Raw genomic sequence first — 25,514 nt, 5'->3', positions numbered from 1 at the left:
GGCGCCCGCTATCCGCTTTTCCGCTTTCTTTTTGGTCATTCCCCATGAAATCTTCCATGCGCAGCCGGTTGGAGCACCTGTGCCACCGCCTCATCGAGGTCGACGCCATGCTCGCCGAGCCGGAGACCGCGTCCGATATGGAGCGTTTCCGCAAGCTTTCGCGCGAACGCGCCGAACTGGAGCCCGTGGTCGAGGCGTTCACCGCCTTCGCCCGTACCGAAGAAGACCTCGCGGCCGCCCAGGAAATGTTGTCGGATCCGGATCTGAAGTCCATGGCCGAGGACGAGATCAAGACCGGGCGCGCCAAGCTGGAAGAGCTGGAGGCCGCGTTGCAGGTGCTGCTGCTGCCGCGCGACCCCAACGACGGACGCAGTGTGTTCCTGGAAATCCGCGCCGGCACGGGCGGCGACGAAAGCGCGCTGTTCTCCGGCGACTTGTTGCGCATGTATTCGCGGTACGCGGAGCAGCGCGGCTGGCGCGTGGAACTGATGTCGGAAAGCCCGTCGGAGCTGGGCGGCTACAAAGAAGTGATCGCGCGCATCGACGGCGACGGCGCCTACGGGCGCCTGAAGTTCGAGTCGGGCGCGCACCGCGTGCAGCGCGTTCCCGCCACCGAGGCCCAGGGCCGCATCCATACCTCGGCCTGCACCGTGGCCATCATGGCGGAAGCGGACGAGATGTCGGACATCGTCATCAATCCGAACGACCTGCGCATCGACACCTTCCGCGCCAGCGGCGCGGGCGGCCAGCACATCAACAAGACCGACTCGGCCGTGCGCATCACCCACCTGCCGACCGGGCTGGTGGTGGAATGCCAGGACGACCGATCCCAGCATCGCAACAAGGACAAGGCCATGCAGGTGCTGGCCGCGCGCCTGAAGGACAAGGAAGTCCGCGAGCGCCAGAGCAAGGAAGCGGCCGAGCGCAAGAGCCTGATCGGCTCGGGCGACCGTTCCGAGCGCATCCGCACGTACAACTTCCCGCAGGGCCGCGTGACCGACCACCGCATCAACCTGACGCTGTACAAGCTGCAGCAGATCATGGAAGGCGACCTGGAGGAGTTGACCGGCGCGCTGATCGCCGAGCACCAGGCCGAGCAATTGGCGGCGTTGGGCGACGACGTCTGACCGGGTTTTCGCCATGACGCCGCCCCAGCTCAAGACCCTGCTGCTCGATGCGCGCCTGCCCAGGCTGGAGGTGCGCATGCTGCTCGAGCACGTGCTGGGCAAGCCGCGCGCCTGGCTGCTGGCGCACGACACCGACCCGCTGCTGCCCGGGGTGGCCGTCGCGTACGAATCGCTGGCGCAGCGGCGGCTGTCCGGCGAGCCCATGGCCTACCTGCTGGGCCATCGCGAGTTCATGGGCCACCGCTTCCGCGTCACGCCCGATGTGCTGATCCCGCGCCCGGATACCGAGGTGCTGGTCGAGACCGCGCTGGAATGCCTGGCGGGCCTGGCCGCGCCCGCCGTGCTGGACCTCGGCACGGGCAGCGGCGCGATCGCGATTTCGATCGCCCTGGCGCGCCGCGATGCGCGGGTGATGGCGTCGGACGTCAGCGCGGCTGCGCTGGCCGTTGCCGCCGCCAATGCCTGGGACCTGGCCGCATCCGTCCGTCTGGTCGAGGGCAGTTGGTACGAGGCCGTGCCTCCCGGCGAGGGTTTCGACCTGATCGTGTCCAACCCGCCCTATGTGGCCAGCGACGACCCGCACCTGGACCAGGGGGACGTGCGCTTCGAGCCTCGCGGCGCGCTGACCGACGGCGCAGGCGGACTGGAAGACCTGGCCCGCATCGCGCAGGGCGCCGGCCGCCACCTGAAGCGGGGCGGCGCCCTGTGGATGGAACACGGCTGGGACCAGGCGCAGGCGGTCCGGGATTTGCTGGCCGAAGCCGGTTTCGCGGATGTGCATAGCCGGCGCGACCTGGCCGGCATCGAGCGCATCTCCGGCGGCCGGCTTCCCGGCTGACGGGATTCCCGGAGCCGTGTCCGGGATATCCGGGCGCTTTTCTCCGCTGTACCTATAATTGGCGTATTCCCCTACGCCTGTCCGAGAGACCACCATGAGCGACGTTCAAGAATTCATCCGCGAAACCGTGACCCAGCACCCCGTCGTGCTGTTCATGAAGGGCACCGCCCAATTTCCGCAATGCGGCTTTTCCGGCAAGGCCATCCAGATCCTGAAGGGCTGTGGCGTGAAGAAGCTGGTCACCGTCAATGTGCTCGAGGACGACGAAGTCCGCCAGGGCATCAAGGAATTCTCCAACTGGCCCACCATCCCGCAGCTGTACGTGGCCGGCGAGTTCGTCGGCGGTTCGGACATCATGAACGAGATGAATGAGTCCGGCGAACTGAAGACCCTGCTGGAGCAATCCGGCGCGATGGCCTGAGCGGTCCATGCGGCGACTGGTCATCGGCATCACGGGCGCCACCGGCGCGCTCTACGCGGTGCGCATGCTGCAGGCACTGCGCGGCGTGGACGATGTGGAAACGCATCTGGTGGTGTCGGCGTCCGGCGTGCTGAACATCAAGCATGAGCTGGACGTCAGCCGCCATGACGTCTACGCCCTGGCGGACCACGTGCACAGCGTGCGCGACGTGGGCGCCACCCTGGCCAGCGGCGCGTTCCAGACCGCGGGCATGGTGATCGTGCCATGCTCCATGCGCACGCTGGCGGCCGTGGCCCACGGCCTTTCGGACAACCTGATCACCCGCGCCGCCGACGTGACGCTCAAGGAGCGCCGGCGCCTGGTGATGATGGTGCGCGAAACGCCCTTCAATCTGGCGCACCTGCGCAACATGACGGCCGTGACCGAAATGGGCGGCATCGTGTTTCCGCCGCTGCCCGCGTTCTACCACCGCCCGGCTTCCATCGAAGAGATGGTGGACCACACCGTGGCGCGTGTGCTGGAGCTCTTCGGCATCGAGGTGCCCGGCCCGCATTGGGAAGGCATGAAGTAGGATGGGTGCAGCGCGAGACCGCGCCCGCAAGAACTCCCGCATCAACCGCGCGAAACCCATCACGCATATTTCCCCGTCAGCCCCCCATCCACGAGCAACTCCGTGCCGGTAATGTAGGAAGCGTCGTCCGAAGCCAGGAACGCCACGGCGTTCGCCACTTCCCATGGCGTGCCCATGCGGCCCATCGGCACCTGCCTGTCGCGCGCCGCGCTGGCGGCGCGGGCGTCGGCATCGAACATGCGCGCGACGTTCTTCGCCACGCGCGGCGTATCTATCAGGCCCGGAATCACCGTGTTCACTCGGATGCGGTCGGCGGCGTATTGCTGCGCGGCCATGCGGGCGAAATGGATCACGGCCGCCTTGCTCACGCTGTAGGCCAGGTGCGGATAACCCGTGTAGCGGATGCCGGCCACGGACGACACGGTCACGATGGCTCCGCCGCCCTGTTCGCGCATGAGCGGCGCCAGCAGCCGCGTGGCGATGAGCAGGCTGGTCACGTTCACCTGCTGGATGCGGTCCCAGTCTTCCAGCGAGATGTCCTCCGGGCCCCCCACCTTGCCGATGCCCGCATTGGCCTGCAGCACGTCGATGCGTCCGTAGCGGCGCAGGGCGGCGTCCACCGCGGCCTGCATGGCCGCGGGATCGGCCACGTCCGCCTGTACGGGCAGGGCGCTGCCGCCTGCCTTTTCGACCTCGTGGGCGGCGTCCTCGGCGGCTTCCTGTTGGGAATCCAGCGCGACGATCGCGGCGCCCTGGCGCGCCATCGTCACGCAGCTGGCCTTGCCGATGCTCCAGCCGGCTGCCGAGGAGCCGGCCCCGGCCACCAGCACGATCTTGCCCGCCAGCCGCGGTTCGAGGCCGGCCGTCATGGCTGGCCGCCGTCCTGGTGCGACTTGCCCGCGCCTACGTAGGGGATGGCGTGATCGATGGTTTCCCAGATGTAGCGGCCCGACGGGCTTTGCTGTTCTTCCGCCACGTGGGACACCAGGCCGGCCGCGCGCGAGATCACGGCGAAGCCGCGCATCAGGTCGGTGGGCACGCCGATCTCGCTCAACAGCGCCGCCACTGCGCCGGTGGCATTGATGGTGATGTGCCTGCCGTAGGTCGCGTCGATTGCCGACGCCAGCAGCCGCAGCGCCGTGATCGAATCGCCCTTCAACTCCGGCTCGGCTTCAGCCAGTGCCAGCAGCTTGATCGAGCGCGGGTCGTCGGGCTTGTGCAGGTGGTGGCCGAAACCGGGCAGGGCCTGGCGCGACGCGCGGAATTCGCGGGCGATCGCCAATGCCTCGGCCTCGCCGTCGGCCGCCCGGCGGATGCGGTCCAGCAGGCGCGAGCAGTTCTCCATGGTGCCGACGAACCGGCTGCCCACCGCCATCAGGCCGGAGGCGACCGCGCCCTGCAGGTTTTCGGGCGCGCTCATGTAGATCAGGCGCGTGGCGATGGCGCTGGGCGTCATGCCGTGCTCCATCAGCGTGACGAGCACCGCGTCCACGATGCGCAGATCGACGGGGCGCGCTTCGCGGCCCAGGATCTGCATGATCATGACTTCGGTGAAGGTCTTCTTGCCGATCAGGTCCTCGACCAGGTCGACGTCGCGGTAGGACATGCCGGTGAGGTGATGGGCGCAGAGGCGGGTTTCGGGCGTTTTCATGTCGTCTCCTTCATGGCCGCGTCGCGCACGGCGTTCTTCAGCACCTTGCCCACGCTGGAGCGGGGCAGGCTGTCGTGGATATGGAATTGCTTGGGCGTGGCCACCGGGCCGAGCAGGCCGCGCACATGCGCCTTGAGCTCGTCGTCGCTGGCCTGCGCGCCGGGATGGAACTGCACGGCCGCGTGGACGGCTTCGCCCCATTTCTCGTCGGGCAGTCCGAAGACCGAGCATTCGTACACGGCGGGATGCGCGGACAGGGCGTTCTCGACGTCCACGGGGTAGATGTTGAAGCCGCCGGTGATGATGACGTCGCGCAGGCGGTCTTTCAGGAACAGATAACCGCGTTCGTCGACCAGCCCCGTATCGCCGGTGTGCAGCCAGCCATCCACGATCGTTTCGGCGGTTTTTTCGGGCAGGCGCCAGTAGCCCGACATCACCAGGTCGCCTTGCACGACCACCTCGCCGATTTCGCCGGGCGGCAGCAGCGCGCCGTCCGGACCCATGATGGCGAGGTCCGACAGCCAGGTGGCGCGTCCGACCGCGGCGCGGTTCTCCGGCGCTTCGAGGTCGGCGGGGCGCAGCACGGTGACGATCTGCGGCGCTTCGGTCTGCCCGTAGGTGGTGCCCAGCACCGGGCCGAAGAAGGCGCGCGCCTTGTCGATTTTTTCCACTGGCATGGGCGCGCCGCCATAGATCAGGTTGCGCAGGCGCGGGAAGTCGGCTCGCGAGACGCCGGGCTGCGCCATGATCATGTAGATCAGCGTGGGCGGCATGAAGCTCAGGGTGCCGCCGCGCTCGCGGAAAGCGGCGGTGATGCTGGCCGGATTGACGGTGTCCAGCAGCAGGTGGGCGCCGCCCCGGGCCAGGACCGGCAACAGGTAGGTGCCCGTGCCGTGCGTGATGGGCGCCGCGACGACATAACGGTCTTCGTGCGTGAGCTCCCAGCTGGCGATCTGGTTGATGATGCCGGCGTTCCAGGCGTGGTAAGGCTGCATCACCCCCTTGGGCAGGCCGGTGGTGCCGCCGGTGAACTTGATGGCCTGCGTTGCGTCGCGCGGCAGCGCGTGGCGTTGCGGCGCGCGCCCGGCATGGCTGGCGAGCAGGGCGTCCAGCGTCAGCGGCGCCGACGCATCTTCCAGATGCACCTGCCTCCGCCCCGCCGGCGCCCGGGCCGTGGGCGCCAGCGGCGCGCCCACGCCGTCGACGATGACGATGGAGGGTTCCGTGGCGTCCAGGATGCGCCCGATCTCGCGTTCGGTGCTGCGGTAATTGAGGGGCACCCATACCTTGCCGCTGGCCAGCACGGCCAGCAGCGCCAGGATGTGGCGCGCCGAGTTGCCGGCGCAGATCGCGACGCGCGTCTGCGGTTCCGGGTCCAGGTCCTGCAGCGCGGCCGCCAGCGCGCGGACCTCGGCGGCCAGTCGCGCGTACGTGACCTGCCCCTCGGGACCGTCCAGCGCGACGCGGTCCGGATGCTGCTCTGCGGCGCGGAAGAAGAAATCTATCGGGTACACCTGTGCTCCTTTGGGCGTGGACGGGGCCTAATTGGCCTTGAGATTGGCGTTCTTGACCACCGCACCCCATTTGTCGATCTCGCTGGCGATCTTCTTGCCGAACGATGCGGGCGAATTGGGCGGTTGCGGCGCGTAGAAGCCGGACTGCTTGTACGAGGCTTGCAGCGCGGGGCTGGCCAGCGCCTTGTTCAGCGCCTGGTTCAGGCGGTCGATGACCGGCTTGGGGGTGCCCGCAGGCGCCACCAGGCCGAACCAGGATTCCACTTCGAAGCCGGACAGGCCGGATTCCGCCAGCGTGGGAGTATCGGGGACGGCATCCAGGCGCCGGGGCGAGGTCACGCCGATGGCGCGCAGCTTGCCTGCCTGCACGTGAGGCAGGGACGATGGCAGGTTGTCGAACATCGAGTCCACCTGGCCGCCCAGCAGGTCCGCCACGGCGGGACCGCTGCCGCGGTAGGGCACGTGCAGGATGTCGGTGCCGGTCTGCATCTTGAACAGCTCGCACGACAGGTGGATCGACGAGCCGCTGCCGGACGAGGCGCAGGTCAGCTTGCCGGGATGCGCTTTCGCGTAGGCGATGTATTCCTGCACCGTCTTGACGGGCAGCTTCGGGTTGACCACCAGGATGTTCGGGATGGTCGCCAGCAGGCCCACCGGCTCGAATCCCTTCACGAAGTCATAGTTCAACTGGCTGTAGAGCGTGCGGTTGATCGTGTTGGCGATGGAGCCCACGTACAGCGTGTAGCCGTCCGGCGCCGCGCGCGAGACGATTTCGGCGCCGATGTTGCTGTTGGCGCCCGTCTTGTTCTCGACGACGAAGGTCTGGCCCAGCTCTTCCGAGAGCGACTTCGCCACCAGGCGCGCGACGATGTCGGTGGCGCCGCCGGCCGCGTAGCCGACGACCAGTGTCACGGGGCGCTCGGGATAGGGCTGGGCCGCCAGGGCAGGGGCCGCGAGGAATGTGGCCAGGGCCGCCGCCGCGGCCCACCGCTTGCTGAGAGTCTTCATTGTTGTCTCCGTCCTGTTTGTCTAATATTTGGACAGATCTTCGTCTGCCCCGCTTCATATTGGGCTTTGATAAAGCCCTCATCAACGCAACGTGTCCAGAAATTGAACAAGCCAGAATCGGAAGGAGCGGGGCCGCGCGTATTGCGCCGGGGGCTGCGCGTGCTTGGGGTCCTGCGGGAGGCCGGCGCGGCCGGCATGCACGTCGTGGACATCGCGCGGGCGGCGGGCATGCAGCGCTCCACCGTCTATCGCTATCTCGATGTGCTGGTGCAGGAGGGCTACGCGCTGCGCGAGTCGGAAGCGCCGCGCTGGCGCGTGGCCGAGCTGGGCGTGATGATGGCCGGCGATCCGCACGCGCAGGCGGTGCGCGGACTGCGGCCGGTGCTGCGCCAGATCAGCGACGTGAGCGGCGATTCCGCCTTTCTCATCTGCCGGGCGGGCAACGATTCGCTTTGCCTGCACCGGGAGGTGGGCAACTATCCGGTGCAGGTGCTGGCAGTGACGGTAGGGCATCGCCAACCGCTGGGGGTGGGCGCGGCCGGGCTGGCCTTGCTGGCGGCGCTGCCGTCGGACGAGGCCGAGGAAGTCATGGCGCAGAACGAACAGGCGTTGCGCGCCTATGGAGGCATGACGGTGGCCCAGATGCGCCGGCTGGTGGAGAACACTCGCGGACGCGGCTGGTCCGTCGTGGGCAATGCCGCGGTGCCCGGCGTGCTGGGGGTGGGCGTGGCGCTATGCGACGCCAGCGGCTATCCGCGCCTGGCAGTCAGCGTTTCGAGCCTGATCGGCCGCATGCAGGCGCCGCGCCAGCGCAGCATCGCGGAGCTGATCCGCGCGCAGCTGGCGCCCGTACACACGTTCTAGGGCCCTGCCGGGCGCTAGGCGGCCACCGGCACGCGGTAGGTCTTCTGGTAATGCACCGTGAAGGTCTTGAAGGCTTCCAGGGCCTTGTGCGGATCGTGCCCGGGCTTGACCAGGAAGCTGTCGAAGCCCACGCGGGCCTGGTAGTGGATGGTGTCGATCATCACGTCGCCGACCGCGCGCAGTTCGCCCTGCCACTGGTAGCGCGTGCGCAGCAGCTGCGCCAGCGAGTAGCCGCGGCCGTCGGTATAGACCGGGAAGTCCACGGCGATGAAGGCGATGCCGGCGGGATCCAGCGTGCCGTCGGGTTCGGCCAGGTCGCGCAGGTCGGCGTCGGGCTCCAGCAGCACGGCGACCGGATGGCGATGGCGGCGCAGGGTCGCGTGCGACGTCTTCCAGGTGGAAAGCGGCACGACCCAGCCCGGCGCGTCGCCGGGCACCTGGCCTTCGGCGGCCACTTCGGGCTCGGGCGTGAACAGGCGGGACGTGTCGGCTTCCAGCCGGCCATCGCGGATCAGGTGCGGGCCGGGTGCGTCGTGGGCATAGATATCAGGCATGGGCGGGCTCCGCGAGTTGCGCGGGTTTGGCGAAGGCAGGGTCCGAATAGACGTCCTGCTTGAAGGGGTCGATGCCGACGCGGTCCACCACGTCGATGAAGCGTTCTTCCTCGCTGTCGCGCAGGCCCAGGTAGGTGCGGATCAGCCGGTCGACCACGCCTGCGACCTGGTCGCGCGCGAACGAGGGGCCGATGATGCGGCCGATCGCGGCGCCGCCGCCGCGGGTCGATTCGATATCGGGCAAGGGCTTGGCCGCGCCGTTCTGGCGTCCGCCGATCGTGACCTGGTACCACTCCTCGCCGGCCTTGTCGACGCCCAGGATGCCGATGTGGCCCACGTGGTGATGCCCGCAGGAATTGATGCAGCCGGAGATGTTCAGGTCGAGTTCGCCGATCTCGAACAGGTAGTCGAGGTTGTCGAACTGGCGCTGGATCGCTTCGGCCACCGGAATGGAGACGGCGTTGGCCAGCGCGCAGAAGTCTCCGCCAGGACAGGCGATGATGTTGGTCAGCAGGCCGATGTTGGGCGTGGCCAGGTTCAGCGCTTCGAGTTTGGTCCAGAGTTCGTGCAGGCGCGCGCGGCGGACGTCGGCCAGGATCAGGTTCTGCTCATGCGAGACGCGTAACTCGCCGAATCCGTAGCCGTCGGCCAGGTCGGCCACCGCGTCCATTTGGTCGGCGGTGACGTCGCCCGGGGGCACGCCGGTGGCCTTCAGGGACACGGTGACGGCGGCGTAGCCGGGCACCTTGTGCGGATGCACATTGGTGCGCAGCCAGCGGGCGAAGCGCGGGTCGGCGGCCGCCAGCGCGGCGGTATTGTCGGCGTCCTGTGCGGCGGCGGCCTCGTACTGCGGCCAGACGAAGCGGGCCTTGATGGTGTCGACGAATTCCTGGGTGATGGTGTCGGGGCCGTCCTTGATGAGCTGCCATTGTTCGTCGACCTGCTGCGCGTAGACTTCCGGCGTCAGATCCTTCACCAGGATCTTGATGCGCGCCTTGTACTTGTTGTCGCGGCGGCCATGCAGGTTATAGACCCGCAGCGCGGCCTGCAGATAGGTCAGCAGGTCCTGCCATTCGACGAAGGGGTTGATCAGCTTGCCGACGATGGGCGTGCGGCCCAGGCCGCCGCCCACCCAGACGCGGAAGCCCAGCTTGCCGTCGCGCTCGACCGCCTGCAGGCCGATGTCGTGCACGCCGACGGCGGCGCGGTCCTGGACGGCGCCGCTGACGGCGATCTTGAACTTGCGCGGCAGGAAGGCGAATTCGGGGTGCAGCGTGGACCACTGGCGGATGATCTCGCACCAGACCAGCGGATCCACGAGCTCATCCGGCGCGACGCCGGCGAAATGGTCGGTGGTGGTGTTGCGGATGCAGTTGCCGCTGGTCTGGATGGCATGCATCTGGACCGTCGCCAGCTCGGCGAGGATGTCCGGCACGTTCTCCAGCTTGGGCCAGTTGAACTGGATGTTCTGGCGGGTGCTGAAATGGCCGTAGCCGCGGTCCCACTTGCGCGCGATGTGCGCCAGGGTGCGCAGCTGGCGCGATGCCAGCATGCCGTACGGGATGGCCACGCGCAGCATGGGCGCGTGGCGCTGGATATACAGGCCGTTCTGCAGCCGCAGAACGCGGAATTCGTCTTCGGTCAGCTGGCCGTCGAGAAAGCGGCGGGTCTGGTCGGCGAACTGCGCTACGCGCTGCTCGACGAGTTGCTGGTCGACGGGGTCATACACGTACATGTCACTGCCCTTGAAGTCTTCTCGGTCTGGGCCCCTGCGGTCGCTTGGCGCAATGCGCCAGGGAGGGGATTCATAACCGTAACAGGCAGCCGCCGCGACCGTCTAAGTCATTCTGGTAATAAGGTAATTAGTGCCCCCACGCTGCGCACGCTACGCGCGCTTGCTGCCCCCCGAGGGGGCTGCGCCGCCTTGGGGCGGCCCGGCGGCGGCGCGGGCCCCCACGCTGCACTCGCTGCGCTCGCTTGCTGCCCCCCGAGGGGCTGCGCCGCCTTGGGGCGGCCCGGCGGCGGCGCGGCTGTTTTTGCGGAGGTTGTTTACAACAGGCGATCTGTTGTGGGAGCTTGTGCTCCGCGTTCGGCGGCAATTTTGCGAATGTGTCGCCCGGCGATCTGCTGCTCAAGCACATGCTCATTGCCTCCGCTCTACAACGCGGCGTTCACCGCCCAGCGGGCTGCGAAAACCAGAATGACCACCAGACAAAGCGCCATCAGCAGGCCGGTCAGGATCAGCGGGGCCGGTTTGTTGTTGGCGATGTCGGCATCGTAGCCCTTGCCGCGCCGCACTCCGAAGAATCCCCACAGCACGGATTTGATCGTGCGCAAGAAACCGAGCATGTTTATTCTCCTGGCGTCGTGGCGGTTGCGGGCACTGTAGGCCGGGGCGGGCCGGGAAAACAGATGCAGATCCGGCTTACTCGACCGTATCAGCCGGCGGCGCGGCGGGCGTGCCGATGCCGCGCACGATATGGTCCAGCAGTTCGCGCGCGGCGGGCGAGATATGGCGGCCGGCGCGGCTCAGCACCTGCAGGCTGCCCTGGTTGAGGATGGGATTGGCCAGCGGCAGGCTTGCCAGGCGCTGGGCGCGCATGTCGGCCGTTACCGCGATGGGCGGCGTCAGCGCATAGCCGATGCCCGCGGCGGCGAATTGCCACAGCGCCTTGAAGGACGAGGTGGTCAGCACGTTGCGCAGCCGCACCTGCTCGCTGATCTCGGCGGCCTGGATGTGCTGGCGCACCCCAAAGCCTTCCTGCATCGACGCGCCGGGATAGTCCGCCAGGTCGGTCAGCAGCAGCGGGCGGCGCAGGAGGGTCAGCGGATGGTCCTGGCGGACGATGGCCCGGATCGGCTCGGGCCGCGCGTAATGGGTGCGCAGGCGGGCGTCGTTGGGTGGTTGGAACACCAACCCTATATAGGCGCGGTCGTCGACGATGCGCTGCACGATTTCCGAGGTGCGGGCCACGTCGATGTCCAGCGTGACCTCGGGGTGGCTGCGCCAGTAGCCGGGCAGCACCTGGTCGAACATCATTTCGACGAAGCCTTCGCCCAGCACCAGGTCGATATGGCCCCGCTCGGCGTTGCGCAGGCTGTCGATCTCCGAAAAAAAGCTTTCCTGGATATTCTGCTGGCGCTTGACGTAGCGGGCCAGGATGTGGCCCGCGTCGGTGGGAACCACGCCGCGTCCGCGCCGTTCGAACAGGGCCATGCCGCAATCGCGCTCCAGCGCGGCAATCGCCCGGCTGACGGCCGACGGATCCATGTCCAGGACTTCGGCGGCGCCGCGCACGGATCCGCGGCTCATGACCTGCATGAAGTAGTGAGTGCGTCGGGCGTCCAGTTTTTCGTCCATGGCGAGGCTCCGTGGCGGGACTGCGGCGGGAGATCCACACCCAATCCTAGGGTTTACCCTAGGATTGGGCCAGATCATGCAAAATTTTCCCTGGAAAAGCTTATGTGTTGCATTTTACGCAACGCTAATGCGCCTGTCCTGTCATGGTTTGCCCGCCGGCCCCCCGGCGAAAATCGGCCCTTCCGCGCGCTGCCGCCTTTCCAGCCGGCAACAGGCCGCCACGACGACTATTCACGTTCATCAGGGGAATCCGATGTCTCACGCCAGCGCCAGTCTGGCCACTCCTACCATGCCGCTTTCCGGCCGCATCCGCATGCTCGCCGCCATCCTGCTGGTGGTGATCATTTCCGAAGCGATCGGCAGCGTCACGTTCACGGTGGGTCCGGGCAAGATCATTCTGCAGCCGATGCTGTGGGCCATCTTCATCGGCGCCGTCGTGGCGGCCTTCGGCCAGCGTCTGCCCGCCGGCGCCGGCATCGACACTGCCATGCAGACCCGCATCAGCGGCTACCTGCAATACGCGCTGCTGCCGTTCCTGGCCAAGCTGGGCCTGATGGTGGGCGGCGCCTTGCCGCAAGTGCGCGAAGCCGGCTGGGCCCTGGTGTTCCAGGAGTTCGGGCATTTCTTCGGCACGATGGCCATCGGCCTACCGCTGGCGCTGCTGCTTGGCATCAAGCGCGAAGCCATCGGCGCCACCTTCTCGGTGGGCCGCGAGCCCAGCCTGGCCATCATCGGCGAGCGCTACGGCATGAATTCGCCGGAAGGCCGCGGCGTGATGGCCGAGTACATCACCGGCACCGTGATCGGCGCGCTGTTCGTGGCGCTGATGGCCGGTTTCATCACCAGCCTGAACATCTTCGATCCGCGATCGCTGGCCATGGGCGCCGGCGTGGGTTCGGGCAGCATGATGGCCGCGGGCGTGGGCGCGATCGCCTCGCAGCAGACGCCCGAAGTCGCGCATCAGGTGGCGGCGCTGGCTGCCGCCGCCAATCTGCTGACCACGGTGGTGGGCGTGTACTTCACGCTGTTCATCTCGCTGCCGACGACCATCTTCCTGTACGGCAAGCTGGAGCCCGTGCTGGGCCGCTTCTCGCGCGGCAAGGCCGAAGCTGCCATGGACAATAGCGTGTCGGACGACGTGCCGGCCCATGGCGCCAAGCTCGGCTTCGGCGACCGCCTCACCGCCTACGTCGTGTGCGGCCTGTTCGCTCTGGTGGGGAACCGCCTGGGCTATGGCGTGCCCTTCGCCGACGCCTTGCCGGGCATGGGCATCATCATCCTGCTGGTCGTCATCACCGATCTGGTGCTGCGCGTGGTGCCCAAGCTTCCGGCCGTGTTCGTGCTGTCGCTGATCGCCATGACGGCGGGCTGCCCCGGCGTGCTGCCGTACTCGGACCAGATCATCGCGATGGTCGGCAAGGTGAACTTCCTGCCATTCACGACGGTGATCCTGGCCATGGCCGGCCTGTCGATCCTTAAGGACTTGCCCGCCTTCCGCAAGCTGGGCTGGAAGATCGTGGTCGTGTCCCTGGCCGCCAACGCCGGCACCTTCCTGGGCGCGACGATGATCGCCGAGTTCTTCCACTGAAGCGCCGCACCCGATGAAAAAGCCCCTGTACAGGGGCTTTTTCATGGATGGCACGCGCGTATTGCCTGGCCAACGGCCGGCGGTCAGGGCGCGAAGCCCGGCCGGTAGCGCGCGTTGTCGGTGGCGTTTTCCGTGGCGCCGATGTTGGCGACCTTGGGAATGCCGAGGCCCGCCGCCTTCACGGCCGCCGCGGCCTGCAATTCCACTTGCGGATTGCCCATGGCGACTCGGTAGGGCTGTAGCGGCGCCAGTCCTTCTATGGTGCCCCAGTCGTTCGCACGATGGGCGCCCTGCGCAGCCGTGTCCGGCTGCGCCGCGTAATCGGCGACGGCCTGGCGCATGCGCGTATCGGCGTACTGGTCGCGCAGCGCGTCCAGGTCCGGTTGCGGCGGGGCGATGCGCGCGGCTGCTTCGCGGTCGCGCGCGACGGGGGCGGCGACGCCGGCGGCCGGCGCCGGCGGCACATGGCCGGCGCGGGCCAGGCGCTGGGCTTCCCAGGCGGTGGGCACGCCGCGCCCGGCGGCGGCGCTGCGCGCGGCCCATTCCGTTTCCCAGGCGGGACGGGTGTCGTCCAGCATCGGGATGCGCGCCGGGTAGGGCGCGGCGACGCGTGAGATGGCGGAGACTGCGGCGACGTTCATGCGGGGCTCCCTGTCGTGGTTGGCCTGCGGGCAGGCCGGTCCAGCGGGGTGACGGATTCAATGTAACAGGAATGCGCCGGCGGGAAAAAGGCCCTGCCTGTTATCTATGTCCTCGCACACCTGTCACCCATGTTCCCGCACACCTGTTACCCATGTCCCCGTACACCTGTTACCCATGTCCTCGTACATCGGTCTCCAGTCGTGGAGCGGCCGGTCCGTTCAGGGCTTGGTCGCCTGCATGGAGGGGCGCTGGCTGAAGGTTTCGTACCAGGCGGCGGCGGCCGGGTGCGTCGCGCGCCAGTCCAGCTCGGGGAAGCGGAAATCCAGGTAGCCCAGCGCGCAGCCGATGGTGATGGTGCCGATGTCCAGGCGGCCCGCCAGCGTGGCCGCGTTCTTCTCGATCAGGGCCAGGCCGTCGCGTACCTTGCCCAACTGGCCCTGGACCCAGCCGTCCCACCGCAGTTCTTCGGGCCGCAGCACGGCTTCGTAGCGGGCCAGCAGCGCCGCGCCCAGCATGCCGTCGGCCATGGCCTGTTCGGTCAGCACCTGCCAGCGCGCCTTGCCCGCCGGGAACAGCGCGCCGCCTCCCAGCTCGTTCAGGTATTCGCAGACGACACGGCTGTCGAAAAGAACCTCGCCGTCGTCGGTAATGAAGGTGGGCACCTGCCCCAGCGGATTGCTGGGGATGATGGTCTGGTCGCGGGCGACCGGGCCGGCCGCGCTGGGCAATTTTTCGATGCGGTCGGCCAGGCCGAGCTCATGCGCGATGACCATGCATTTGCGGACGAAGGGCGAGGCGGGCGAGAAGAAGATTTTCATGGGTGTCCTTGTCGGTGGAAAGCGTCAGTGTTGAGCATGGGCCAAGTGTTGTCCAGCCACCCAGCCGAAAGTCAGGGCCGGGCCCAGCGTGATCCCGGGGGCGGGATAGGCGCCGCCCATGACGGACTGCATGTCGTTGCCGGCGACGTAGAGGCCCGGGATCGGGGCGCCGCTGGCGTCCAAGGCCTGCGCGTTCGCGTTCGCCGCGACGCCGCAGGCCGTGCCGATGTCGCCGGCGTACACCTTGACGGCGTAGCAGGGGCCGTCCTCCGCGAGCGGCGCCAGGCATGGGTTGGGCTGGTGGTCCGGGTCGCCCAGGTAGCGGTTGTAGGCCGTGCTGCCCTTGCCGAAATCGGGGTCCTGGCCCTGGGCCGCATGCGAGTTGTAGCGCCGCACCGTGGCGCGCAGGGTGTCGCCCGGCACGCCGAGCCGTTCCGCCAGCGCCGCCAGCGTGGGCGCCTGGATCAGGTAGCCCTGGTCGATCAGGTGCTGCCGCGGCCGGCCGCCGGGCAGCGCCAGGCCCAGGCCCCAGGTATCGATGAAGCGCTGATCGCAGATCAGGAACGCGGGGATGCTGGGCGCCGTCTCGTGGCTGCGGTACATGGCTTGAACGAACTCATGGTAGGACGTCGATTCGTTGACGAAGCGTTCGCCGGCGCCATTCACGGCGATGAGGCCGGGCTTGGCGCGGTCCCACACCAGGTGCGGATAGCGCAGGCGCCGGCCGTCGCGGGATTCCAGGATGGAGACGGGGGCCCAGAACGCGGGACTGGCATAGCCCGAGCCCAGCGCGGCGCCTGCCTGCTCGGACAGGCGGATGCCGTCGCCCGTGTTGTCTTGCGGCGACATGGACCAGTCGCCGGTAGGCTGCGGATAGGCGCGGGCGCGTCGCTCCGCGTCCCACGGAAAACCGCCGGTGGCCATCACCACGCCGCGCCGGGCGCGGATGTTGAGCCTCTTGCCGGCGCGAGTGACGGCGGCGCCCAGCACGCGGCCGGAGGCGTCCCGGATCAGGCCCTGGACGGGGGCGCCGAGCCAGTATTCGACGCCGCGCGCGAGCAGGCCATGGAAGAGCTGCGCGGCCAGGGCGTTGCCCAGCAGCAGGCGGGTGCCCCGGTGATAGCCGCGCGCGCGGTCGGCTGCGTAGCGCAGCACGAGTTTCATGCTGTGGCGCCAGGCGGAAAAAGACCGAGTGGCCCGCAGCAGGTGGCGCACGTCGGTGATGTTGACCATCATGCCGCCCAGCACGGTGAATTCTTCCAGCGGGTCGCGCAGGTCGCGGAAGCGGCGGCCCAGCTTGCGGCCGTCGAACTCCACCGGGTCCAGCGAGCGCCCGCCCAGCGCGGCGCCGGGGCGGTCGGGGTAGTAATCCGGCGATGCGGTGCGCGCGGCCACCTGGAGCAGCCCGCGGGACGCTAGGTAGTCCATCATGCGCGGGCCGGCGTCCAGATAGGCGCGCTTCATGTCGTCGGAAGCCGCGGCGCCGACGGTGTGTTCCAGGTAAGTCCAGACCTTGTCGAAACTATCGGGATGGCCCGCGGCTTCCGTCTGCGCGTTCAGGGGAATCCATAGCGCGCCGCCCGAGATCGCCGTCGATCCGCCGATGCGGCCGGTTTTTTCGATCAGCAGCACCTCCAGCCCTTCCGCGTGCGCGGTCAGCGCCGCGGTCATGCCGCCCGCGCCCGCGCCGACGATCAGCGCGTCGACTTCCTTGTCCCACTTGATGCTGTCCATGCGGCTTATGCTCCCGATCCGCCCAGCGACTTGCCGCCGTCCACGAAGATGACCTGGCCGGTAATGAAATCCATGTGCGGCGCGGCCAGGAAGGAGACGGCATTGGCGACGTCGCCCGGCTGCCCGGCGCGGCCGGTGGGCTGCAGGGCCAGCTGCGCGGCAAGGCGCTCGGGCGTCAGGTTGCGCAGCAGCGGCGTGTCGATGAGCCCGGGGGCGATGGCGTTGACCAGGATGCCGCGAGGCGCGAGCTCCATGGCCGATGCGCGCGTATAGCCCACCAGCGCTGCCTTCGAGGCCACGTAATGGGGATGATTCTTCGCGCCCAGATAGGCGCGCGATGCGATGTTGACGATCTTGGCGCCCGGCGCCATGCGCAGCGCGGCCTCCTGTGTGAGCGTGGCCACCGCCAGCAGGTTGATCTCGAAGGCGCGGCGGTAATCGCCGCTGTCGACGTCGAAGAATTTGCGCTCGTCGAAAATGCCCGCGTTGTTGACCAGGGCGGTCAAGGGGCCGAGCTCGCGAACCAGCGCGCGCGTGGCGGCCTCGTCCGCCAGGTCGACGACCCGATGTTCGACCGCCAGCCCTTGCTGCCGCAGCGCGCGCGACTCCCGTTCCGCCAATTCCGCGTTGCGGTCCGCCATCACGACGCGGAAACCGTCTTGCGCCAGGCGCTCGACGATCGCCAGCCCCATGCCGCTCGCGCCACCGGTGACCAGTGCCGTACCCAGATCCATGGTTTCTCCTTATACGGCCAGGTAGCCGCCGTCCACGGGCAGCACCACGCCATTCACGTAGCTGGCCAGGTCCGAGGCCAGGAAAAGCACGGGGCCGACGATCTCGTCGGCCCGGCCCGCGCGCGCCATGGGCGCCCGCTGCATGTACCAGTCGGTGCCGTGGGCCTGCGCGCGCTGGCCTGCGGTCATCTCGGTTTCCATCAAGCCCGGCGCCACCGCGTTCACGCGCACGCCATGAGGCGCCAGGTCGCGCGCCAGCACTTCCGTGAACGAACGCACGCCGCCTTTGGACACCACGTAGCCTGCGGTGGAGATGCTGCAGCCATAGGCCACGATGGAGCACAGATTGACGATGGCGCCCCGCGTGGCCTTGAGCTGTTCGACAAAGGCATGGGTGACGTTGAAGGTGCCCTGCAGGTTCACCTGCATGACGCGGTCCCAGATCTCGGGGGTGCGCGGGTCGTCGAAGGATGCGCGCGCCGAGATGCCCGCGTTGTTGACCAGCACGTCCAGATTGCCGTGGCGCTCCGCGCATTCCGCGGCGAAGGCCCGCACGGCCTGCGCGTCGGTCACGTCCAGCACGGCGTCGCTGGCCTTGCCTCCGGCGGCGCGGATGGCCTGGGCGGAGCTGGCGGCCAGCGCCGGGTCCACGTCGGCGACGATGACCATGGCGCCCTGCCGGGCGAAACCTTGCGCGATGGTCGCGCCCAGGCCGCGCCCGGCGCCGGTGACGAGGACCCGCTTGTCTTGCATCGGAATCATGGCTTTTCCTTGTGGGGCTAGGCGCCGAGATAGGCGCGTTGCACGCCCTCGTCGCTGGCGAGCGCGGAGGATTCGCCCTCCAGCGCGATTTCTCCGTTTTCCAGGATGTAGGCGTAGCTGGAAACCGACAGCGCCAGCTTCACGTTCTGTTCCACCAGCAAAATGGTGATGCCCTGTTCGCGGTTCAGCCGCAGCACGATGTCGAAGATCTGTTCGACCACCAGCGGCGACAATCCCATCGACGGCTCGTCCAGCAGGATCATCCGCGGACGGGCCATCATGGCGCGGCCCGTGGCCAACATCTGCTGCTCGCCGCCCGAGAGCGTGGCGGCCCGCTGTTCGAAGCGTTCGCGCAGGCGGGGAAAGGTGTCGCAGACCATGTCCAGGTCCTGCCTGACGGCGGCGCGGTCGTCGCGCAGATACGCGCCCATTTCCAGGTTTTCGCGCACGCTCATTTCGCGGAAGATCTCGCGGCCCTCCGGAACCTGGACGATGCCGCGGCCGACGACCGCATCCGCCGGCAGGCGGTGGATGGGCTCGCCGGCAAAGCGCACGCTGCCCGCGGTGGCGGCGACGAGCCGCGAAACGACGTTCAGCGTGGTGGACTTGCCCGCGCCGTTGGCACCGAGCAGCGCGACGATCGCGCCTTGCGGCACCTTCAGCGATACGTCCTGCAGGGCGCGTATGTTGCCGTAGGCGGCCGATACCGCGTCGACTTCAAGCAGAATTTCAGCCACCGGCGGCTCCCTTGCCCAGATAGGCCTCTATCACGCGGGGATTGCTGCGCACCTCCGCGGGCGTGCCCTCGGCGATCTTCTCGCCGAAGGACATGACGGTGATGCGGTCCGAGATCGACATCACCAATTGCATGACGTGCTCCACCAGCAGCACGGTGATGCCGTCGCGCTCGCACAGCTCCGTCAGCAGCCGGTCCAGCGTCTCGATCTCGCGGTTGCGCAGGCCGGCCGCGGGCTCGTCCAGCAGCAACAGTTTGGGAGAGATGGCCAGCGCGCGCGCCAGTTCCAGCATCTTCTGGCGGCCGAAATCCAGGCTGCATGCCGGGGTGTCCAGGAAGTCGGCCAGGCCCACGCGCTCCAGCAGGTGCTCGACGCGTTCGCGGGTTTCGGCCACGGCAGGGCGCAGCAGCTTGCCGGGCGTGTCCGCGCCATGGGCGTAGGTGCCGAGCAAGGCGTTTTCGCGCACGCTGAGCGCGCCGAATAGCTCCAGGTTCTGGAAGGTGCGCGCCACGCCCATGGCCGCCATTTCATGCGGCTTTTTCTTCGTGATGTCGGCGCCGTCGAAGCGTATGCTGCCGCTGCTCGGACGGTAGTAGCGTGAAATGCAGTTGAATGTCGTGGACTTGCCGGCGCCATTGGGGCCGATCAGGGCGTGGACGCGGCCTCGCTCGACCTGCATGGACAGGCCGTTGATGGCGGTAAGCCCGCCGAACTTCACGGTCAGCCCCTGCACGTCCAGGTAGGGATGGGTGCTCATGCCGCGCTCCTTTGGGTCGGTTTGGCGGTGTCGGCGGCACCGCGCGGCGCCGTGGGAGAGGGGGCGCGGCGGCGCGCGCCGCGGCCGGCGAAAAGCCCTTTCGGCGCGAACATCATGAAGCCCATCAGGATGAAGCCGTAAATGATCTCCTGGAACGACAGGGCCTGGCGCAGCAGTTCGGAAATCAGGCCGAAGCCGATCGCGCCGGCGATGGCGCCGCGCACGGAGCCGATGCCGCCCACGACCACCATCGTGAGGATCAGGATGGTGGTCTGGAATCCTAGGCTTTCGGGGTGGATGAACGACGCGAAGGTCGTGTACATGCCGCCCGCGATGCCGGCGTAGGCGGCGGAAATGGTGAAGGCCGTGCGCTTGATCGCGTTGATGTTCACGCCCATGGCCTGCGCCGCGACGTCGCTTTCGCGCACCGCCCGGAAGGCCGAGCCGAGCTGGGAGCGCGACAGGGCGATGGTCGCGGCCAGCAGGAGCGCGGCGATCAGCACGACGAAGGGGTAGGCCTTCAGGTCCGACGCCAGCTCGTAGCCGAACAGGGTCGCCGGCGAGATCCGGAAGCCGTTCGATCCGTTGGTGACCGATTGCCAGTTCAGGAATACCCATTGCATCGCCTCGCCGAACGCGAAGGTGGACAGGGCTAGATAGATGTCCCGCATGCGCAGCGCCAGAGCGCCGATCAGGTAGCCGAGCGCCGCGGCCAGCAAGCCCCCCGCGACGATGGAGATGAAGAACGGCGGGTGCCACAGGTTGTTGATGATGCCGGCGGTATAGATGCCCACGCCGTAGAAAGCCGCGTGCGACAGCGCGAACTGGCCGGTTTCGCCGATGACCACGTGCAGGCCCAGCGCCAGCACCACGAACACCATCAGGAGGTTGACGACATAGATGACATAGCCGCTGGCCACGAAGGGCAGGGTCGCCAGAACGGCGGCCATCAGCGCCAGGAGAATGCGGTCGATTCTGTTGCTCATACTTTCTTCACCTGCAGTTTTCCGCCCAGCAGGCCCTGCGGGCGCAGCAGCAGCACCACCATGATGGCGACGAACGGCGCGACCACGATGGCGTTGGTCGAGATGAACAGCCCCACCAGGTTCTCGGCCACGCCGATTACGAATCCGCCCACCACCGCGCCGGGCAGGCTGGTGATGCCGCCCACGATCGCGGCGGCGTAGGCCAGGATGGCGATGTGGCCGATGTCGGGAGTGATGAGGATCTTGGGTGTGATGAGGAGCGCTGCCACGGCCGAGATCAGGCCGGACAGCGCCCATACCATCATGCGGATGCGGGCCAGGTTCACGCCCACCAGGCGGGCCGCCTTCGGATTCATGCCGACGGCGCGCATCGCGCGGCCGACGCGGGTGTAGGTGAACATGAAGAACAGCAGCAGCATGACGCCCACGGCCACGGCGAATATCACCGTGTCCAGCTGGGTCAGCACCGCGTCGCCAATGATGATGGCGTCGGTGGGCGCCAGCGGCGGCAGCGAGCGCGGCGTATCGCCCAGGCCCGTCTGGCGCACGATGCCCTTCAGCGCATAGGCCAGCCCCAGCGTGGCGATCACCATCTGCACGCCCACGCCCTTCGAGGCGATGACGCGTTCCATCACGACGCGCTGGAACAGGCCCGACACGATGGCGACGGCGATCAGGGTGATCGGAATGACGGCCAGGTACGGCCAGCCCATCACCAGCGTGAGGAACAAGGCGATGTAGCCGCCGACCATGAAGATCTCGCCTTGGGCGAAGTTGGGCACGTCGGTGGTCTTGAAAATGATGACGACGGCGACGGCCAGCAGCGCGTACACGCTGCCCGTCACCAGTCCCGACAGCACCCCCTGCTGCAGGAACAACCAGATATCGGCAAAGCTCATGATGTTCTCCGGCCGCCCGCGCAGCGCTGCGCCGCTGCGCGGGCCCGGCCTGTTTCGGACCGCGGTTCTACTTCTGGTATTGCCAGGTGCTCTTGAATGCGCCGGGCACCAGCGACATATTGGTGCCGTCGAACTTGATGTAGATGGCGGATTCCTGGGCGGCGCGATCGCCCGGGCCGAATTCGATCGGGCCGGCCATCACCTCGGAGTCGAACTTCATCGTTTCCAGCGCCTGCAGCACCTTCTCGCGCGTGGGCTGCGGACCGGCAGCCTTCAGGGCGTTCACGACAGCCATCGCGGGCGGCAGGCCGTAAGGCATGTACGACTGCGGATAACCCGGCTTGGCGGCCAGGTCGGGATAGGACTGCTTGTACATGTCGTATACCCAGGTCAGCTTGGGGCCGCCCGGCAGGTCGGACAGCACGTCCTGGATGTAGACGTTCTTGAACGCGTCCTTGTTGCCCACGTTTTCCACCAGCTGCTTCAGGTCGGCCGTGCCGTTCACCGCCAGCACGATGGGCTTGTTCCAGCCCAGTTCCTGCGCCTTCTTGATGATGAGCGCGGCGGGGCGGGCATACGTGGTCAGCAGCAGCACGTCGGGGTTGGCCGCGCGGATCTTCAGCATCGGCGCGGTGACGTCGGTGATGTTCGGGTTCACCGACTGCACTTGCAGCGCGGGATCGCCTAGCTGCTTGGCCTGGGCCTGCGCGGCTTCCAGGTTCCAGCCGCCGTACGCGTCGTCATGGTTGATGTAGCCGATCTTCTTGGCTTTCAGGTGTTCCGAGGCGAACTGCACCATCGAGCCGCCCACCGCGTGCTGCGAGATCGAGAAGGCGCCGTAGATGTACTTGGAGGGCGGATAGAGCGCGCCGTCGCCCGAGGCGTTGAGCATGACGAGCGGCACCTTTTCGCGTTCGATGTACTCGCGCGAGGCGACGACCGCGGCCGAGCAGGATCCGCCGTTGAGCAGGAATACCTTGTCCTGTTCGTTCAGCTTCTTCACGGCGGCGACGAGGTCGTTGGCGTTGCAGCGGTCGTCCTCGATGACGAGTTCGATCTGCCGGCCGTTCACGCCGCCTTCCTTGTTGACCTTGGCGTACCACATCTTGGCGGCGTTCACCACGTCGAAGCCATAGGCCATGCCGCTGCCAGACAGGGGCGCGAACATGCCGATCCTGATGGTCTTGTCGGTGACGCCCGGCTCCTGCTGCGCGTGCGCGCCTGTCGATAAGGCCCACGCGCACAGCGCGGCAGCCGTCGCGTAGCGACTACGTTGATTCATGTCTTGTCTCCCGTTTTGGATACGCGCCTGTGTCGGTGCGGCGCTTTGCTGCGTAGGCGGGCGGGCCGCCGGAATTTCCTACTGCATGCGGTAGCCGCCGTTCACGTCGATGACGCTCCCGGTGATGTAGCCGGCCGCTTCGGAGGCCAGGAAGCGCACGGCGGCGGCCACGTCGTCCACGGTGCCGATGCGGCCCAGCGGAATCGCCTGGGCCGCCGCGGCGAGCGCGCCGCTGCTGGTGACCGTGCTGCGCAGCATGTCCGTGTCGATCAGGCCGGGCGCGATGCCGTTGACGGTGACGCCCAGGTGCGCGGATTCGCGCGCCATGGCCTTGGTCAGGCCCAGCACGGCGGATTTGGCGGCGATGTACGAAGCGCTGGATCGATAGCCGCCAAGCTGCGCGGCCACCGACGTGAAGGTGATGATGCGGCCGTGGGCCACCGGCGCGGTTTCGCGCCGGCGCAAATAGGCGCGTCCGCACAGGAAGACGCCGCGCGCGTTGACGGCGAAGCTGCGTTCCCAGATGTCCAGGGTGGTGTCCTTGATCAGCGGGCGCTCGCCGTTTTCCTGGAACAGCAGCAGGCCGGCCGCGCTGACCAGGACCGCGATCGGGCCATGCCGGGTTTCGATCTCGTCGAACGCGCGCTCGACCGAGGCTTCGTCGCTGACGTCGAAGGCATGGGCGGCGTGCGGAGCGCCGAGTTCGTCGGCCACGCGGCCGGCGCGCCCGGCATCCACATCCGAGACCACGACGCGGAAGCCGGCCAGCGCCAGTTCCTGGCAGACGGTGGCGCCGATGCCGCCGCCGCCTCCGGTAACCAGGGCGAGACGGGGGAGGGCGCCGGATTCGACGGGCGTGGATACATTGGACATGCTGTCTCCTCGGTGGCGTGCCGCAAGCCTTGGGGATGGCATGGCCGCTATCGTTAATTTTTTGCGATTATGTATACATGAACTGTTCGGAGGTATAGGGGCTTACCCTGAACGCCGTTTGATTTAGGACAGAAATCCTAGGGAAAGCGAGGAGAGGGGATCTTGACAAGGTGGCGCAAGTATTCTTCATGTATACAATGCAGGCATGGATACGCTATCTCAACACGTTACCGATACGCTGCGGGACTGGGTGCTGCATGGCAAGTTCAACCCTGGCGCCCGTCTTGAAGAAATCCCCTTGGCCGAGAAGCTGGGCGTGTCGCGCACGCCGGTGCGCGCGGCGCTGGCGACGCTGGGCAACGAAGGTTTGCTCGAGCATCTGCCCAAGCGCGGATACACGGTCCGCGCCTATGACATCGGGGAGATCGTTGCCGCGTACGAGGTGCGCGCCGCGCTGGAGGGGCTGGCCTGTCGGCAGGCCGCCCTGCGGGGGCTATCGCATGACGCGGTGGCGGTGTTGAAGAATTGCCTGGACGACGGGGACCGGATCCTGGCGAAGGGAGAGCTGCTGCCCGAAGATCACCTTCCGTACCAGAAGGTGAACATCACGCTGCACAACGGCATCCTGGAGGCGGCCGGCAATCCGTGGGTGAAACGCTTCGCCACGCAGGCGCAGGCGATCCCCTACGCGTCGGACCGCATCATCCTGTGGGAGGACCACGGGATCATCCTGCGCTCGCACGACGACCATCACCGCATCGTCAGCGCGATCATCGCGCGCGACGGCGCGCGCGCGGAAGACCTGATGCGCGAGCACGTCTACTACGCGGGCATCATCCTGAAGAACAATTACGAAAGGCTGGCGCAGGCCTACCGGGTGTGAAGCCCGCGCCTGGCCGGCCGCGCCTGGCCGGCCGCGCCTAGCCGGCCGCGCCTAGCCGACGAGGCCGGTTTCCAGGCAGGGATTGAATTCGCCGGTCTTGGGGTCGCGCAGGAACAGGACGCCCGTGGCTACGCCGAAGTACGTGCCGTGCAGCTCCAGCTCGCCCTTCTGCACGCGGCGGCGGATGGACGGGAACGTCATCAGGTTGTTCAGGCTGTGCTCCACCGTCGCCAGCTCGAGACGCTTCAGATTGGCCTGGCGGTCGCCGGTGGCGGGGCCCAGGCGTTCCGCCACGGGTTCGATCTGCGACATCCACTTGCCGATGAAATCGCCCTTGGACAGGGGCTTGGCGTCGTCGAAGAAGGAGCGGATGCCGCCGCAGGAGGCGTGGCCCAGCACGACGATGTGCTTGACGTTCAGGCCGTTGACGGCGAATTCGATGGCGGCGCTGGTGCCGTGGTACGACGATTCGGAATCGGGATCACAGGGCGGGACCAGGTTCGCGACGTTGCGGATCACGAACATTTCGCCGGGGCCCGCATCGAAGATGACTTCGGGAGAGACGCGGGAGTCGCAGCATCCGATGATCAGGATTTCCGGGCTTTGCCCCAGTTCGGCCAGCTTTTGGTATCGGCTGCTTTCCGAGTGGAAGCGGCCTTGCAGGAATGATTGGTAGCCTTCAGAGAGTCTTTTTGGAAACATGATCTTTTCTTCCTCGTAGCGGAGCCAGGCATGCTGGCGCGCCGACACACGCAACAAGGGGCTTCGTTTGGAAGCCCCTTTTCATCGAGTCGACACTCGGAATTTTCCCATACTTGACCCGGTGTTCCCGGGGCTAGACCCTGAAGCGGCAAGGGTTTTTGGCCTGGACAAGGCAAGCCATACGCTATATACGAGAATGATTATCATT

The 25,514-nt window shown here is 67.5% G+C and carries 27 protein-coding genes; 7 read left to right on the top strand and 20 right to left on the bottom strand.

All coding sequences use genetic code 11. The annotated features are described in order from the left end of the window. Window positions 1-44 precede the first annotated feature (44 nt). The 4 genes from prfA (at window position 45) to JL37_RS22030 (ending at window position 2,957) form a co-directional block, all read left to right on the top strand. Window positions 45-1,127: a peptide chain release factor 1 gene (gene prfA / locus JL37_RS22045; protein WP_043546743.1), complete on the top strand. Its 1,083-nt coding sequence runs from the start codon at window positions 45-47 to the stop codon at window positions 1,125-1,127. 13 nt (window positions 1,128-1,140) lie between these two features. Further along, a complete protein-coding gene (gene prmC / locus JL37_RS22040) occupies window positions 1,141-1,965 on the top strand; it encodes a peptide chain release factor N(5)-glutamine methyltransferase (protein WP_043546742.1) in 825 nt (274 codons plus the stop codon). 94 nt (window positions 1,966-2,059) lie between these two features. Then, complete coding sequence (gene grxD / locus JL37_RS22035; protein ID WP_043546741.1) at window positions 2,060-2,386, top strand: Grx4 family monothiol glutaredoxin; 327 nt, start codon at window positions 2,060-2,062, stop codon at window positions 2,384-2,386. A 7-nt stretch (window positions 2,387-2,393) separates the two neighbouring features. Beyond that, window positions 2,394-2,957: a UbiX family flavin prenyltransferase gene (locus tag JL37_RS22030; protein ID WP_043546740.1), complete on the top strand. Its 564-nt coding sequence runs from the start codon at window positions 2,394-2,396 to the stop codon at window positions 2,955-2,957. 59 nt (window positions 2,958-3,016) lie between these two features. On the opposite strand, the gene JL37_RS22025 is transcribed toward JL37_RS22030, so the two are convergent. The 4 genes from JL37_RS22025 to JL37_RS22010 are packed head-to-tail and all read right to left on the bottom strand — an operon-like array spanning window position 3,017 to window position 7,130. Then, window positions 3,017-3,826 carry an SDR family NAD(P)-dependent oxidoreductase gene (locus JL37_RS22025; protein WP_043546738.1) on the bottom strand — a complete coding sequence of 270 codons (810 nt, stop codon included), beginning with the start codon at window positions 3,824-3,826 and terminating at the stop codon, window positions 3,017-3,019. Then, the gene (locus JL37_RS22020) at window positions 3,823-4,608 is read right to left on the bottom strand and encodes a citryl-CoA lyase (protein ID WP_043546736.1); all 786 of its coding nucleotides are present in this window, start codon (window positions 4,606-4,608) and stop codon (window positions 3,823-3,825) included. The genes JL37_RS22025 and JL37_RS22020 overlap by 4 nt, the downstream gene beginning before the upstream one ends. Beyond that, the gene (locus JL37_RS22015; RefSeq protein ID WP_043546735.1) at window positions 4,605-6,122 is read right to left on the bottom strand and encodes a class I adenylate-forming enzyme family protein; all 1,518 of its coding nucleotides are present in this window, start codon (window positions 6,120-6,122) and stop codon (window positions 4,605-4,607) included. Before JL37_RS22015 ends, JL37_RS22020 begins: the two co-directional genes overlap by 4 nt. 27 nt (window positions 6,123-6,149) lie before the next feature. Further along, window positions 6,150-7,130, bottom strand: a complete 981-nt coding sequence (locus tag JL37_RS22010) for a tripartite tricarboxylate transporter substrate binding protein (protein WP_043546733.1) — start codon at window positions 7,128-7,130, stop codon at window positions 6,150-6,152. 102 nt (window positions 7,131-7,232) lie between these two features. Here JL37_RS22010 and JL37_RS22005 point away from each other — a divergent pair, with 102 nt between their 5' ends. Then, window positions 7,233-7,994, top strand: a complete 762-nt coding sequence (locus JL37_RS22005) for an IclR family transcriptional regulator (RefSeq protein ID WP_043546732.1) — start codon at window positions 7,233-7,235, stop codon at window positions 7,992-7,994. Window positions 7,995-8,008: 14 nt separating this feature from the next. Here the strand turns inward: JL37_RS22005 and JL37_RS22000 are convergent, their stop codons facing one another. From JL37_RS22000 to JL37_RS21985, 4 genes are all read right to left on the bottom strand, one after another. After that, the gene (locus JL37_RS22000) at window positions 8,009-8,548 is read right to left on the bottom strand and encodes a DUF934 domain-containing protein (RefSeq protein ID WP_043546729.1); all 540 of its coding nucleotides are present in this window, start codon (window positions 8,546-8,548) and stop codon (window positions 8,009-8,011) included. Then, window positions 8,541-10,283, bottom strand: a complete 1,743-nt coding sequence (locus tag JL37_RS21995; RefSeq protein ID WP_043546728.1) for a nitrite/sulfite reductase — start codon at window positions 10,281-10,283, stop codon at window positions 8,541-8,543. Before JL37_RS21995 ends, JL37_RS22000 begins: the two co-directional genes overlap by 8 nt. A 422-nt stretch (window positions 10,284-10,705) precedes the next feature. After that, window positions 10,706-10,897 carry a DUF2970 domain-containing protein gene (locus JL37_RS21990; protein WP_043546726.1) on the bottom strand — a complete coding sequence of 64 codons (192 nt, stop codon included), beginning with the start codon at window positions 10,895-10,897 and terminating at the stop codon, window positions 10,706-10,708. A 76-nt stretch (window positions 10,898-10,973) separates the two neighbouring features. Then, window positions 10,974-11,909 (bottom strand): LysR family transcriptional regulator, encoded by a 936-nt coding sequence (locus tag JL37_RS21985; protein ID WP_043546724.1) that lies wholly within the window; start codon window positions 11,907-11,909, stop codon window positions 10,974-10,976. Window positions 11,910-12,162: 253 nt separating this feature from the next. Here JL37_RS21985 and JL37_RS21980 point away from each other — a divergent pair, with 253 nt between their 5' ends. Continuing rightward, window positions 12,163-13,497, top strand: a complete 1,335-nt coding sequence (locus JL37_RS21980; RefSeq protein WP_043546723.1) for a DUF3100 domain-containing protein — start codon at window positions 12,163-12,165, stop codon at window positions 13,495-13,497. 83 nt (window positions 13,498-13,580) lie between these two features. Here the strand turns inward: JL37_RS21980 and JL37_RS21975 are convergent, their stop codons facing one another. The 11 genes from JL37_RS21975 to JL37_RS21925 all read right to left on the bottom strand — a co-directional run bounded on the left by JL37_RS21975 (window position 13,581) and on the right by JL37_RS21925 (window position 23,721). Beyond that, window positions 13,581-14,138 (bottom strand): hypothetical protein, encoded by a 558-nt coding sequence (locus tag JL37_RS21975; RefSeq protein ID WP_043546721.1) that lies wholly within the window; start codon window positions 14,136-14,138, stop codon window positions 13,581-13,583. Window positions 14,139-14,357: 219 nt separating this feature from the next. Further along, window positions 14,358-14,957, bottom strand: coding sequence for a glutathione S-transferase (locus JL37_RS21970; protein WP_043546720.1), 600 nt, complete (start codon window positions 14,955-14,957; stop codon window positions 14,358-14,360). Between the two features lie 24 nt (window positions 14,958-14,981). Then, window positions 14,982-16,691: an FAD-dependent oxidoreductase gene (locus tag JL37_RS21965; protein WP_043546719.1), complete on the bottom strand. Its 1,710-nt coding sequence runs from the start codon at window positions 16,689-16,691 to the stop codon at window positions 14,982-14,984. Between the two features lie 5 nt (window positions 16,692-16,696). Further along, window positions 16,697-17,425, bottom strand: coding sequence for an SDR family NAD(P)-dependent oxidoreductase (locus JL37_RS21960; protein ID WP_043546718.1), 729 nt, complete (start codon window positions 17,423-17,425; stop codon window positions 16,697-16,699). Window positions 17,426-17,434: 9 nt separating this feature from the next. Beyond that, complete coding sequence (locus JL37_RS21955) at window positions 17,435-18,187, bottom strand: SDR family NAD(P)-dependent oxidoreductase (protein ID WP_043546717.1); 753 nt, start codon at window positions 18,185-18,187, stop codon at window positions 17,435-17,437. 17 nt (window positions 18,188-18,204) lie between these two features. After that, entirely contained in the window at window positions 18,205-18,924 is a 720-nt protein-coding gene (locus tag JL37_RS21950; protein WP_043546716.1) for an ABC transporter ATP-binding protein, read from the bottom strand. Next, window positions 18,917-19,681, bottom strand: coding sequence for an ABC transporter ATP-binding protein (locus tag JL37_RS21945; protein WP_043546714.1), 765 nt, complete (start codon window positions 19,679-19,681; stop codon window positions 18,917-18,919). The genes JL37_RS21950 and JL37_RS21945 overlap by 8 nt, the downstream gene beginning before the upstream one ends. After that, window positions 19,678-20,667 (bottom strand): branched-chain amino acid ABC transporter permease, encoded by a 990-nt coding sequence (locus JL37_RS21940; protein WP_043546712.1) that lies wholly within the window; start codon window positions 20,665-20,667, stop codon window positions 19,678-19,680. Before JL37_RS21940 ends, JL37_RS21945 begins: the two co-directional genes overlap by 4 nt. Beyond that, complete coding sequence (locus JL37_RS21935) at window positions 20,664-21,566, bottom strand: branched-chain amino acid ABC transporter permease (protein ID WP_043546711.1); 903 nt, start codon at window positions 21,564-21,566, stop codon at window positions 20,664-20,666. The genes JL37_RS21940 and JL37_RS21935 overlap by 4 nt, the downstream gene beginning before the upstream one ends. Window positions 21,567-21,633: 67 nt before the next feature. Beyond that, window positions 21,634-22,848 carry an ABC transporter substrate-binding protein gene (locus JL37_RS21930; protein ID WP_043546710.1) on the bottom strand — a complete coding sequence of 405 codons (1,215 nt, stop codon included), beginning with the start codon at window positions 22,846-22,848 and terminating at the stop codon, window positions 21,634-21,636. A gap of 78 nt (window positions 22,849-22,926) precedes the next feature. Further along, on the bottom strand, window positions 22,927-23,721 hold the full coding sequence (locus JL37_RS21925; protein ID WP_043546708.1) for an SDR family NAD(P)-dependent oxidoreductase: 795 nt from the start codon (window positions 23,719-23,721) through the stop codon (window positions 22,927-22,929). A gap of 205 nt (window positions 23,722-23,926) precedes the next feature. On the opposite strand from JL37_RS21925, the gene JL37_RS21920 reads away from it, so the two are divergent. Then, the gene (locus tag JL37_RS21920) at window positions 23,927-24,604 is read left to right on the top strand and encodes a GntR family transcriptional regulator (protein WP_043546707.1); all 678 of its coding nucleotides are present in this window, start codon (window positions 23,927-23,929) and stop codon (window positions 24,602-24,604) included. A 51-nt stretch (window positions 24,605-24,655) separates the two neighbouring features. Here the strand turns inward: JL37_RS21920 and JL37_RS21915 are convergent, their stop codons facing one another. After that, window positions 24,656-25,306: a carbonic anhydrase gene (locus JL37_RS21915; RefSeq protein WP_043547177.1), complete on the bottom strand. Its 651-nt coding sequence runs from the start codon at window positions 25,304-25,306 to the stop codon at window positions 24,656-24,658. Between the last annotated feature and the right edge of the window lie 208 nt (window positions 25,307-25,514).

Source organism: Achromobacter sp. RTa (assembly GCF_000757485.1).
Lineage (GTDB): Bacteria > Pseudomonadota > Gammaproteobacteria > Burkholderiales > Burkholderiaceae_B > Achromobacter.
This window is presented reverse-complemented; position numbering and strand designations above follow the sequence as displayed.